Source organism: Streptomyces sp. Sge12 (assembly GCF_002080455.1).
Lineage (GTDB): Bacteria > Actinomycetota > Actinomycetes > Streptomycetales > Streptomycetaceae > Streptomyces.
Genome location: NZ_CP020555.1, coordinates 6773005 through 6784515 on the forward strand (window position 1 = coordinate 6773005; position 11511 = coordinate 6784515).

General features: G+C 71.3%; 11 protein-coding genes. 10 read left to right on the top strand and 1 reads right to left on the bottom strand.

Going from position 1 to position 11511, the window contains the following annotated elements; all coding sequences use genetic code 11:
• Positions 1–16 precede the first annotated feature (16 nt).
• From wecB to B6R96_RS30450, 4 genes are all read left to right on the top strand, one after another.
• On the top strand, positions 17–1213 hold the full coding sequence (wecB, locus tag B6R96_RS30435) for a non-hydrolyzing UDP-N-acetylglucosamine 2-epimerase (RefSeq protein ID WP_053168991.1): 1197 nt from the start codon (positions 17–19) through the stop codon (positions 1211–1213).
• Positions 1214–1234: 21 nt separating this feature from the next.
• Positions 1235–2017, top strand: coding sequence for a hypothetical protein (locus B6R96_RS30440; RefSeq protein WP_051779964.1), 783 nt, complete (start codon positions 1235–1237; stop codon positions 2015–2017).
• Complete coding sequence (locus tag B6R96_RS30445; protein ID WP_081524202.1) at positions 2014–3261, top strand: FG-GAP repeat domain-containing protein; 1248 nt, start codon at positions 2014–2016, stop codon at positions 3259–3261. The genes B6R96_RS30440 and B6R96_RS30445 overlap by 4 nt, the downstream gene beginning before the upstream one ends.
• A gap of 148 nt (positions 3262–3409) precedes the next feature.
• Complete coding sequence (locus tag B6R96_RS30450; protein ID WP_237291555.1) at positions 3410–4639, top strand: acyltransferase family protein; 1230 nt, start codon at positions 3410–3412, stop codon at positions 4637–4639.
• A gap of 9 nt (positions 4640–4648) precedes the next feature.
• On the opposite strand, the gene B6R96_RS30455 is transcribed toward B6R96_RS30450, so the two are convergent.
• The gene (locus tag B6R96_RS30455) at positions 4649–5569 is read right to left on the bottom strand and encodes a helix-turn-helix domain-containing protein (protein ID WP_081524203.1); all 921 of its coding nucleotides are present in this window, start codon (positions 5567–5569) and stop codon (positions 4649–4651) included.
• 167 nt (positions 5570–5736) lie between these two features.
• On the opposite strand from B6R96_RS30455, the gene B6R96_RS30460 reads away from it, so the two are divergent.
• The 6 genes from B6R96_RS30460 (at position 5737) to B6R96_RS30485 (ending at position 11499) form a co-directional block, all read left to right on the top strand.
• Positions 5737–7146 (top strand): MFS transporter, encoded by a 1410-nt coding sequence (locus tag B6R96_RS30460; protein WP_081524204.1) that lies wholly within the window; start codon positions 5737–5739, stop codon positions 7144–7146.
• Positions 7147–7258: 112 nt separating this feature from the next.
• On the top strand, positions 7259–8110 hold the full coding sequence (locus B6R96_RS30465) for an alpha/beta hydrolase (protein WP_081524205.1): 852 nt from the start codon (positions 7259–7261) through the stop codon (positions 8108–8110).
• Position 8111: 1 nt separating this feature from the next.
• Complete coding sequence (locus tag B6R96_RS30470; protein ID WP_030384054.1) at positions 8112–8636, top strand: hypothetical protein; 525 nt, start codon at positions 8112–8114, stop codon at positions 8634–8636.
• A 14-nt stretch (positions 8637–8650) separates the two neighbouring features.
• Positions 8651–9625, top strand: a complete 975-nt coding sequence (locus B6R96_RS30475; protein WP_081524206.1) for an LLM class flavin-dependent oxidoreductase — start codon at positions 8651–8653, stop codon at positions 9623–9625.
• A gap of 113 nt (positions 9626–9738) precedes the next feature.
• Positions 9739–10485: a tyrosine-protein phosphatase gene (locus B6R96_RS30480; protein ID WP_081524207.1), complete on the top strand. Its 747-nt coding sequence runs from the start codon at positions 9739–9741 to the stop codon at positions 10483–10485.
• A 69-nt stretch (positions 10486–10554) separates the two neighbouring features.
• A complete protein-coding gene (locus B6R96_RS30485; RefSeq protein ID WP_053704616.1) occupies positions 10555–11499 on the top strand; it encodes a hypothetical protein in 945 nt (314 codons plus the stop codon).
• Positions 11500–11511: the final 12 nt, after the last annotated feature.

Genomic DNA, 11511 nt, shown 5'->3' on the forward strand with positions numbered 1-11511 from the left:
AAAGCAGAGGCAGCCCATGCGTTCCGTCGCCGTAGTCCTCGGTACCCGGCCGGAGGCCATCAAGTTCGCGCCGGTCATCCAGGCCCTCCAGGACGACCCCCGCTTCGAGCCCGTCGTGATCTCCACCGGGCAGCACCGCCAGATGCTCGACGAGACCCTCGACGCCTTCGGCCTCACCGCCGACGTCGACCTGAAGGTCATGGCCCCCAAGCAGACCCTCTCCCAGGTCACCTACCGCTCCCTGCGCGGCCTGGAGGACTACTTCGCCTCCGCACCCGCCGACGCCGTCCTGGTCCACGGTGACACCGCCACCACCCTCACCGGAGCACTGGCCGGATTCCACCAGCGGATCCCCGTCGTCCACGTCGAGGCCGGACTGCGCAGCGGCCGGCTCGGATCGCCCTTCCCCGAGGAGGGCAACAGACGGCTCGTCGCCCAGGTCGCCGCCCTCCACCTGGCCCCCACCCCCGGTAACCTGGCGAACCTGCTGCGCGAGGGCATCGCCGCCGACACGATCACCGTCACCGGCAACACCGTCATCGACGCCCTGCGCTGGGCCAGCGGCCGCGCCGAGAGCTACGGCGACCCGGCCCTGGCCGACCTCGACCGCGACCCGCGCCGGGTCGTCCTGGCCTCCGCGCACCGCCGCGAGGCATGGCCGCACCTGCCGCAGATCGGCCGGGCGCTGGCCCGCATCGCCGACGAGCCCGGCGTGCGCGTCGTCGTCCCGCTGCACCGCAACCCCGTGGTCCGCGAGGCGCTGCTCCCGCACATCGGCAGCCACCCGAGCATCACCGTCGTCGACCCGCTGCCGTACCTCAGCTTCTGCAAGCTCATGGGCCGCGCCGACGTCATCGTCTCGGACAGCAGCGGCAGCCAGGAGGAAGGGCCCGCGCTCGGCAAGCCCACCCTGGTCCTCGGCGACGTCACCGAGCGGTCCGAGGCCATCGTCGCCGGCACCGCCTGCCTCGTCGGCACGGCCACCGAGGGCATCGTCACCCGCACCCTCGAGCTGCTGCGCGACCGGGCCGCGTACGAGCGGATGGCCACCGCCGCCAACCCGTACGGCGACGGACGGGCAACCGCCCGCACGGTCGCCGCCCTCGCCCACTTCTTCGGCCTGGGACCCGCACCCGAGCCCTTCGTCCCCGACAGCGCCGTCGACGAGCTCAGCGTCGAGCTCGCCCGTACGGCCGACTTCGCCCGCACCTGAACCCGGAGAGGAAGCCACCGCATGAGCGCCACCCCGTCCGCCGTCGAACGCCCGCTGAACTTCAGCACCCCGTACCTGAGGGCCGCGCTCGTCCGCGACGCAGTGGACTACACCGTCGAAGGCCGCACCATCGTCGTCAACCCCGGTGTGACCCCCGTGACGATCGCCGAGGAACCGCGCAAGACCATCCCCCCGCTCTCCTCGACCGTCCTCGCCGACACCCGCATCGAGAAGGCCGACGCGCTGCTCCTGCTGCGCACCGCCCCCGACGGCACCGACATCACCGGCATCACCGCGGAACCCGGCTGGTCCCACCTCGCCGACCTCCTCGGCCCCGGCGAGTTCCCCCGCGAGACCGCCCTGTACCGCAGCCCCCAGGACGACATCAACACCGTGCTGTTCGACCCGGCCCACGTACTCGGCGAGCGCGGGACCGCCATGGACCTGCGCGAGTTCAACGTCCGCGCCAACCTCTGGTTCTCGCCCGCCGGCACCGACTGCGCCGTCCACAACCAGCACGACTTCATCGAGGTCCACACCCAGGTCCACGGCCTGGGCCGGATGCAGCGCTTCCGGGACCGCGACCACGCCTCGCTCTACCAGGACGTCCTGATGAGCCCCGGCTACACCACCCCGGACCCGTTCTGCGCCACCGGCCCCCAGTGCACCTACCACTACCCCTGGCACCAGTACCGGGCCGACACCGACTGCATCTGGCTCGCCATCGAGTACCACCCCGTACCCCGCGCGCTGCGCACCCTCCACCCCGCGCCCGCCCTCACCTCCCTGGAGAACCACTCATGACCGCCACCGGCAAGAACCCCGAGACCGTCCTGCGCGCCCCGAAGTTCACCGCCGAGGTCGTCGCCGACCAGCTCCGCGACGGCTACTGGCTGGAGGCCCCCGACATCGACGGGGACGGCAGGCCCGACCTGTTCGGCTACGGGCTGCGGCTCGGCGAGATCTACTGGTACGCCAACGACGGCGACTGGACCCGCCGGCTGATAGCCGACCGGATCAAGATGCCCGTCGGGGCCGACTTCGCCGACGTCAGCGGCAACGGCCACCCCGACGTCATCGTCTGCTACGACCTGTACGGCCCGATCGGCACGATCCACGACGCCAACACCGAAGGCGGCAAGATCGACTGGCTGGAGAACCCCGGCACCCCCGACAAGGACGAGTCCCGCTGGAAGCGCCACTACGTCGGCCGCGCCACCGGCATGCACCGCCTGCGCGCCGGCCACTTCACCCGCACCGACCGCCTCCAGATCATCGGCCTGCCGATCGTCGCCAAGGAGGACGTCCACGCCGTACTGCCCGTCGTGCTGTTCACCCAGCCCGACGACGTGCACACGGCGGAGGAATGGCCGATGACCGTCATCGACGACAGCCACTTCCGGATGATCCACGGCGCCGAGAAGAAGCGGGGCCTCGTCCCCGGCTCCGATCTCGAATCCCTGCTGCTGGCCTCCGACGAGGGCGTCACCTGGCTCTGGTTCGACGAGGCCCGCCAGGAATGGGTGCGCGAGCCGATCGGTACGGGCGAGCTCACCCAGTTCGAGCAGACCGGCTTCCGCGGCAGCGGTGACCTCAACGCGGGCCGGCTCGGCGACGACCCGATGGCGTACGTCGCCGCCATCGAGCCCTTCCACGGCAACACCGTGGCCGTCTACACGAAGGCCGAGGACGGCGAGGGCTGGAACCGCGTCCTGCTCGACGTGTACGGCGACCCCAACGAGAACGGCGAGGGCCCCGGCCACCAGATCGTATGCGCCGACTTCGACGGCGACGGGGACGAGGAGTTCCTCGTGGCACTGCGCGGACCGTGGCCCTGGCAGGGCGTCATGTACTACAAGGCCATCGACGCGGCCAACGGAGTCTGGGCCAAGTGGCGGGTCTCCGAGGAGTCCGTCGCCCGCATCGCCACGGCCGACTTCAACGGGGACGGCCGCCTCGACTTCGCCACCATCGCGTACTCCGTCCAGAACTACTACGTGGCCAAGGACGCCAAGCTCATGGTCTACCGCAACGAGATCGAGCAGTAGGCCCGCGGCGCCCCCGCCCCCCTCGCGCACCGGTACCGGCCGGGCAGTCCCGTACGCCCCTTCGCGCCGCCGGGACCGCGCACCGCACCGCGGAGCACGGTCCCGGCCGCCGCCCCCGACGAACCCCACTCCCGAAAGAGCGATTCCTGTGGCCTCCACGACGTCCCCCGACGCCGCGAAGCGGGCGAAGCTGCCCTCACTGACCGGCCTGCGGTTCTTCGCCGCACTCTCCGTCTTCTTCTTCCACTCGTCCCTGACCGACTCCCCGATCCCGCCGAACGCGCCCATCAACCCCTTCGCGGACGCCTCGATCGCCGACGGGTTCTCCACCGCCTTCGGCAAGGCGGGCTACCTGGGAGTCTCCTTCTTCTTCGTCCTCTCCGGCTTCGTCCTCGCCTGGGCCGCCAAGCCCGGCGAGCGCGTCACCGCCTTCCTCCGCCGCCGACTGCTGAAGATCTTCCCCAACCACGTCGTCGTCTTCGCCGCCGCGATGCTCCTCTTCGCCGGCTCCGCGGTCACCGGCGTCGCCGACTGGCTCCCGAACCTCTTCCTCATCCACACCTGGTGGCCGCAGCCCACCGTCAACCTCAGCGTCAACCCGCCCAGTTGGTCCCTCGGCAGCGAACTGCTCTTCTACATGCTCTTCCCGGCCCTCATCGTCCCGATCCGCAGACTCCGCGGCCGGACCGCCCTGTGGGGCTGGAGCGCCGCGATGGTCGCCGGGATGGTCGCCATGCAGCTCATCGCCACCTACTTCGTCCCCGACACCCCGAAGTCCACCATCACGCCCATCTCCGGCATGCAGTTCTGGTTCGGCTACCTGCTGCCGGCCGGCCGCCTCTTCGAGTTCGTCCTCGGCATCCTGCTCGCCCGGATCGTCCTTGCGGGACTGTGGCCGCGCCGCGTCGGCTTCGGCGTCTGTGCCGTGCTCACCGTCCTCGGCTACGCCGCGGCCCTCGTCGCCCCGTTCCAGTACGGGTTCGTCGTCGCCACGATCGTCCCCGTCGCCGCGCTCATCGGCGCCACCGCACAGGCCGACGTCGACGGCCGGGCCACGTTCCTGCGCAGCCGGACCATGGTGTGGCTCGGCGAGGTGTCCTTCGGCTTCTACCTCGTCCAGGGCGTCACGATCTTCTACCTGCGCTCGCTGCTCGGCGAGCACACCTACAGCGTCCCGGTGGCCCTGCTGGTGATCGCCGGCTTCTTCGCGGCCTCACTGCTCGGCGGCTGGCTCCTCTTCCGCTTCGTGGAGATGCCCGCCATGCGCCGCTTCGGCCGCGCCCGGCCCCGTACGCCGTCCGTCCCTGCACCGGCCCCGGCTGCCACCCACGAGCCGTCCGGTGACCGCACCCCGGTCACCGCGGCCGCCCGCGACTGACCCGCCGCCCTACTGCTCCCCGCCCGCGTCGGCATCCGCCGACGCGGGCTTCGGGGCGTTGCGCCCCGGCGCCGCCGCCGGACCGGCGGTCAGGCTCGACAGCATGTGCAGCGCCGCATCGGAGGGAGAGGACTCGGGGGCGCTGTAGAGCAGCATCCGGTGGTTGGTGCCGTCGGTCAGGTGCAGGTTCTCGAAATCGAGGGTGAGCGGGCCCACCACCGGGTGGTGCAGATTCTTGGTGCCGACCGTGCAGTCCCGTACCGGGTGCTTGGACCACAGCGAGGCGAAGTCCGGGCTCTGGAGCATCAGGGACCCGATGAGCTCGGCGAGGGCGCGGTCCTCCGGATTGCGCCCTGCCACCAGGCGCAGGGCCGCCAGGGCGACCCGGGCCTCGCTCTTCCAGTCCGTGTACAGCTCCCGGGTGTGCGGGTCGAGGAACAGCATCCGCGTGAGGTTCGGACGCACCGCCGGATCGTCGGGGCTCGCGAGGTCCACATGGCCCGCGAGCAGGGCGTGGCCCAGCGGATTCCAGGCCAGCACGTTGTTGCGGCCGTCCAGCACGACCGCCGGGACCTGCGGCATCGCGGCGATCAGCCGGCGCGTGGTGTCGCGGGCGTACTCGGGACGCGGCGACTGGACCCGCTTGGCGCGGGGCGGCCGCGCGAGGTTCAGCAGGTGGGCGTGCTCGTCCGGGGTCAGGCGCAGGGCGCGGGCCAGGGCGTCGAGGACGCTGTCCGAGGCGTTCGTGCTCTGCCCCTGCTCCAGGTGCGTGTAGTACGTGATGCTCACGCCCGCCAGGAGGGCGAGCTCCTCACGCCGCAGCCCCGGTACGCGCCGGCGGGTGCCGTGGGAGGGGAGCCCGACGTCCTCGGGCTGGAGCTGGGCGCGACGCGTGCGGAGGAACTCGCCCAGGGCAGTCGGTGTGTCCATGCGTTCCAGTGTGCCGGGGGAGGGCGCCGAACGCTGCCCGTGAAGGTGGCCCTGGGAGTGCTAGCTTGCCCGGCGCCAGCACAACCAGGGGGCTGGGTAACCCCCTCCGACCGGTCCAGAGTCGATGACGCAACAGGTCGTTGCGTGATCGAGAGGATGTGTTCGCGATGTCGGTCGTCGAGGGTGCGCGGGTCGATACGGGTACCGGGGGGCCCGTTCGTCTGGATGGGCGTTTGAAGCTTGTCCTGGTGGTGCTGCTGGTGGCGCAGTTCATGCTGGCGGTGGATTTCTCGATTCTGAATGTGGCGTTGCCGGTGATCGGTGACGGGCTGGGTTTCTCGTTGTCGAATCTGCAGTGGATCGCGACGTCGTTCGCGTTGTGTGCTGCTGGTTTCACCCTGCTGTTCGGTCGGGTGGCGGATCTGTTCGGTCGGCGTCGGTTGTTCCTGGTGGGGCTGGGGGTGCTGGGTCTGTCGTCGTTGGCGGGTGGTCTGGCTACCTCGCCGGAGATGCTGCTGGTGGCTCGGGTGTTCCAGGGTCTTGCGACGGCGGCGGTCACCCCTGCCGGTCTGTCGTTGTTGACGACGTCGTTCCCGGAGGGGCCGCTGCGTCAGAAGGCGCTCGGTTTGAATGGTGCGTTGATGTCGGCGGGGTTCACGACGGGCGCCATTTTGGGTGGTGTGTTGACGGATCTGCTGTCGTGGCGGTGGGCGTTCTTCATCAACGTGCCGGTGGCGCTGGCGGTGTTGTTCATCGCTCCTGTGGTGATCAAGGAGTCGCGTCCGGCGGTGCGTCCGAAGCTGGATCTGCCCGGTGCGACGGCGGTCACCCTGGGTCTCCTCGCGCTGATCTACGGACTGACGCAGGCCGGTGAGCACGGTTGGGGTTCGGGCAGTGCGCTGGGCTGGCTGGCGGCGGGAGTGGTGCTGCTGGTGGTGTTCTATGCGGTCGAGTCGAGGAGTTCGGCTCCGCTGGTCCCGGTGTCGGTGTTGAAGAAGAAGACGGTGGCCTGGGGCAATATCGCGGGTCTGATCGCGTTCCTGACGGAGACGAGTCTGGTCTTCCTGATGACGCTCTACCTCCAGGAGGTCCTGGACTTCTCGCCGCTGACGGCGGGTCTGTCGTTCGGTGTGCTGGGCATCGGGACGGTGATCGGTGGTTCGATCGCTCCGCGCGTCATCGGGGCGACGAGCACGCGGACCACGCTGATCGTGGGGGGTGTGCTCCAGGCCGTCGCGACGTTGAGCCTGGTCGCGTTGGGTGAGACCTCGTCGAGCATGTGGCTGCTGCTGGTCGCCACGTTTGCCGGTGGTGTGGGGAACATGTTGGTGATCGTCGGGTTCATGGTGACGGCGACGACGGGGCTGCCGGATCACGAGCAGGGTATGGCGACGGGTCTGGCGACGATGACGCAGCAGATCGGTATCACGATGGGCACGCCGATCATGTCGGCGATCGCCGCGGCGAACACCGATATCCATGCCGGGATCACGACCGCGGTCATCGTCAACACCGCGATCGTCGTCCTCGGCACCCTCACCACCGCCCTCTTCCTCCGCACCAAGCAGTCCCGCTGACGAAGTGCGCGCCCCCACTAAGGCAACTCCGCCTTGTGACAGCCCTGCCCCGGCCGCGAACGTTGGCCCCGGGCCCGGCGCGAGCGCCGGCTACCGATGGAAAGGAACCCCGATGGCCACACCCACCGTCGTCAGCTGGGAGCAGGTGTCCGTGCCCACCGCGTCCGGGCCCCTTCCCGCCCGCGCGTACCGGCCGGGTACCGGGTCGCCGCAGGGCTGGCTGGTGTGGGCCCACGGGGGCAGCTGGCGCGCGGGATCCGCCCAGGACTGGCACGGCGCCACCGCGGAACTCGCCCAGCACTCCGGTTTCGGCGTGCTGAGCGTGGACTACCGCCTCGCCCCCGACGTACGCCACCCGGCCATGGTCGAGGACGTCCTGTCCGCCCTGACCTGGGCCGGGGAGCAGGACCACGACCGGTCCGCGCAGCCCGCCGGGCCCGTCCTCGCCGTCGGCGGGGACAGCGCCGGAGGCACCCTCGCCGCCTGCGCCGCCCTCGTCCGCCGCGACCGCGGGCTGCCGCTGGCCGCGCAGGTCCTGGCGTACCCGCCGCTGGACCCCGCGTGCGCGGCAGCCTCGTACCACCGCTTCCCCGACCTGTTCCCGACCGCCTCCTACCTGGTGGCGGCCTGGCAGGACTACCGGCTTCCGGGCCGGCCGGTCGCCCCGGACGGCACCCGGCTCCACAGCACCCCCTTCGAGGCCGCCGACCTCAGCGGACTGGCACCGGCCGTCCTCGCCACCGGCGACCTCGACCCCGTCAGCGACGACGTGCACCACTACGGGCAGCTGCTGCGGGCCGCCGGAGTGGAGGTCACCCTGCGCGAGTTCCGGCAGACGGGCCACGGGGCGTTCCTGCAACCCGGCCGTGGCGGCCCGGGCCGGCAGCCGGCCGCGTCGATGCGCGGCTGGCTCGGCCGGGCCCTGCACCCCTTCCTCCCTCGTTCACCCCTCAAGGAGCTCTGACATGACCACCACCGCCGACGTCCCCAACCTCGACGCCCTGCTGCGCCACTTCGCCGATCTGCGCGACGGCATCCACGGCGGCGCCGTCTCCCGGCCCGACAAGGAGGAGCACTTCCGTACCGCCGCACGCCTGCTGGACCCGTACGCCCGCCAGGCGCTCGGCGAGCTCAACGACGAACTCCTCCTCGGACAGGGCGTGATCGACGCCAGCGAGGTGCAACGCGCCGACGACGGCAGCCTCTTCCACGCCTGGACCCTCTGGTGGGACGAGCAGTCGGCCGCCGACATCCCGCCCGTGACGCTCTACGCCCACTACGGAGCCTCGTTCCACCACCCGCACCTGCGCGGGGCGACGGTCTCCGAATGGCCCCTGAACGTCTTCGACGACGCGCAGGCCGCCGCCGAACTGCCCACCCTGCGCGCGATCGCCGCCGCGGACCTCCACAACCTGGTTTTCGAACGGGACTTCAGGATCGTGCCCGCGACCATGGCGGGCGCCACCGGCCTTCCCGCCCACCAGCACTGAAGGGGCGGCCCGTCATGACGAAGCTGCGACTGTCCGTACTCGACCAGACCCCGGTCGGCGAGGACCACACCCCGGACGGGGCCCTGCGCGCCTCCGTGGACCTCGCCCGCGCCGCGGAGGAGCTCGGCTACACCCGCTACTGGGTCGCCGAACACCACGACTCGCCGGGCTTCGCGAGCAGCGCCCCGGAGATCCTCGCGGGCGCGCTGCTCGCCCGCACCTCGCGGATGCGGATCGGGACCGGCGGGGTGCTGCTGCCGCGCTACGACCCGGCGAAGGTGGCCGAGGTGTTCGGCGTCCTGGCCTCCCTCCACCCGGGACGCGTCGACCTCGGCATCGGCCGCGCCGGCGGTCCCGCCCGGGACTTCCCGCAGCGGCTGGCGGAACTGCGCGCCCTGCTCGGCGAGGGCGGGGTCGTCCCGCAGGCACCCGTTCCGCCGCAGATGTGGCTCCTGGGCGCCGGCCGCGAATCGGCGCGGCTGGCCGGAATGCTGGGCACGGAGTTCGCGTTCGGGCACTTCTTCTCCCCGGTCGGCGGGCGGGAGGCGTTCGAGGACTACCGCGCCCGGTTCCGCACCTCCACCGGCGGACGGGCCGGCGGCGCGCTCGCGGTCCGCGTGGTCACGGCGGACAGCGCCGGCCGCGCCGAGGAACTGGCACAGAGCATGCTGCTGTGGCGCGCCCGCAAGGACCTCGGCCAGGACGGCCCGCTGCCGTCGTACGGGACCACGCGCCGCCACCGCTGGACGGGCGCGGAGCTGGAACGGGCCCAGGTGCACCGCACGGCCCTCGTCTCCGGGGCGCCGGAGCAGGTTTCCGCGGAACTGACGGCCCTCGCCGCGAGCCACGGCGTGGACGAGCTGATCATCAACACGCTGACCTGCGACCCGTCCGACCGCCAACGCTCCTACGAACTCCTCGCCGAGGCCTTCGCCCTCCCCGCGCCCCACCCGCAACCCCCGATCCCGGCGGGAGCGTCCCGCGGCTGAGAGGCTTCCTGCCGATCAGGCAGGACTCGCGGGCTCCGGCGGGTCGGACTGGAGTTCGGGGTACGGATTGGGGCATGGTCGTCGGTGGAGTCCGATGACGAGGGGGAGCGCCGATGAAGCGGCACGTCGAGTTCGAGCGTCTGCACAACTTCCGTGACCTGGGCGGCTACCGGTCCGCCGACGGGCGGACCGTTCGATGGGGGACGGTCTACCGGGCCGACTCGCTCGGCAAGTTGAGCGGCGCCGACTGGGAGCGGTTCCTGGGCCTGGGCATCGGGACGGTCATCGACCTGCGGTACCCGTGGGAGATAGAGGCCAAGGGGCGGGTGCCCGAGGCGGAGCGGTTCCACTACGTCAACCTGAGCATCGAGCACCGCCCCTACGACCAGGCCGAGATCGACCCGGACCTCGACCCCTGGCGCTACCTCGCGGACCGGTTCGCCGAAGTGACCGAGGACGGGGCCGAGGAGATCCGGCAGGCGCTGGAAGTGATCGCGCAGGCACCCGGCCCCATCGTCTTCCACTGCACGTCGGGCAAGGACCGGACCGGACTGATCGGGGCGTTCGTGCTGACCCTGCTCGGGGTGGAACGCGCCGACGTGCTCGCCGACTTCGCGCTCACCGAACTGGCCACCGAGCGGCTCGCCGCGGACTGGCGGGCCGCCAACCCGGACCGCACCATGAAGTGGCCCAGCTACGGCCGCGCCCCCGCCGTCGTCATGGAGCTGGTGTTCGCGGACCTGGAGGCCCGGTACGGATCGGTGGAGGGCTACCTCAAGGACCGGGTCGGGCTCCACGGGTCGACCGCGGAGCGGCTGCGCGCCCGCCTGCTGACCGGCGAGGGCGCCCGCGCGACGTGAAGTCGCTCTGGTGGGGCGACCGGCGCATCTCCTACCATCGGAACACGGGCGGGGGGAGGGGGTGCGCTCATGGCAGCGCAAGTAGGGCGCCTGGAACGCTTCGTCGCCTGGGTGCTGCGCAACGCCGACGTCGTGGTCGCCCTCGGCATCGCGATGGCGGTCGGGCTCCTGGACATCTTCGGCGACGTCATCAGTGACGACGTCTCCTCCGGCGCCACCCTCGTCGTCCTCGGCCTCCTCGCGACCGGGTCGCTCGTGGAGCGCGTGCGCCGCCCCGCGACCATCCAGGAGGCGATGAGCGGGACCCGGCAGGCCCTGGAAGACCTCGCGATGGTGCGTTCGCTGTCGGGCAACGAGGTCGGCGAGGCGCTGCGCAAGGCCCGCCAGCACACCAACCTCTGGTATTTCAAGGGCGGTACGGGCACCTACCTGCGGGCCGTGACCCTCCCCCTGTGCGTGAGCGCCGCGAAGGAACAGCGCTCGCAGCTCAACGTGAAGATCGACATCGTCAATCCGGCCGACGAGCGCGCCTGCGCCGCGTACGCCCGGTTCCGGCAGATGTTCGGCGTGCAGCGCCGCGGCGACGAACTGTGGACCACCGACCGGGTCCGCCGGGAGTCCTACGCGACCGTCCTCGCCGCCTGCTGGTACCAGCGGCAGCTGACGACGCTGGAGATCAGCGTGCACCTGTCCGCCGCCGTCCCGACCCTGCGCTTCGACCTGTCCGAGACCTGCCTCATCATCACCCAGGACGACCAGTCCCGGGTGAACCTGCTGGTCGAGCGCGGACAGCCGCTCTACGACTACTACGTGACCGAGCTGCACCAGAGCCGCGAGCAGGCCACCGTGCTCGATCTGCGCGTCGCCTCGCCACTCGGCCAGGAGCCCACCGTCGACGAGGTGCGGACCCTCTTCGACGACCTGCGGCTGCCCCTGCCGCGCGTCTTCACCGACAGCGACATCGGCAAGATCATAGAGAAGGCCCTGCACGCGGAGGACCCCTACAGGAGGTGATGCGCTCCGGCG

Bases quoted from the DNA above. Each gene is read 5' to 3' on its own strand.
- wecB (WP_053168991.1), top strand. From the start codon at position 17: ATGCGTTCCGTCGCCGTAGTCCTCGGTACCCGGCCGGAGGCCATCAAG.
- B6R96_RS30440 (WP_051779964.1), top strand. From the start codon at position 1,235: ATGAGCGCCACCCCGTCCGCCGTCGAACGCCCGCTGAACTTCAGCACC.
- B6R96_RS30445 (WP_081524202.1), top strand. From the start codon at position 2,014: ATGACCGCCACCGGCAAGAACCCCGAGACCGTCCTGCGCGCCCCGAAG.
- B6R96_RS30455 (WP_081524203.1), bottom strand. From the start codon at position 5,569: ATGGACACACCGACTGCCCTGGGCGAGTTCCTCCGCACGCGTCGCGCC.
- B6R96_RS30460 (WP_081524204.1), top strand. From the start codon at position 5,737: ATGTCGGTCGTCGAGGGTGCGCGGGTCGATACGGGTACCGGGGGGCCC.
- B6R96_RS30465 (WP_081524205.1), top strand. From the start codon at position 7,259: ATGGCCACACCCACCGTCGTCAGCTGGGAGCAGGTGTCCGTGCCCACC.
- B6R96_RS30470 (WP_030384054.1), top strand. From the start codon at position 8,112: ATGACCACCACCGCCGACGTCCCCAACCTCGACGCCCTGCTGCGCCAC.
- B6R96_RS30475 (WP_081524206.1), top strand. From the start codon at position 8,651: ATGACGAAGCTGCGACTGTCCGTACTCGACCAGACCCCGGTCGGCGAG.
- B6R96_RS30480 (WP_081524207.1), top strand. From the start codon at position 9,739: ATGAAGCGGCACGTCGAGTTCGAGCGTCTGCACAACTTCCGTGACCTG.
- B6R96_RS30485 (WP_053704616.1), top strand. From the start codon at position 10,555: ATGGCAGCGCAAGTAGGGCGCCTGGAACGCTTCGTCGCCTGGGTGCTG.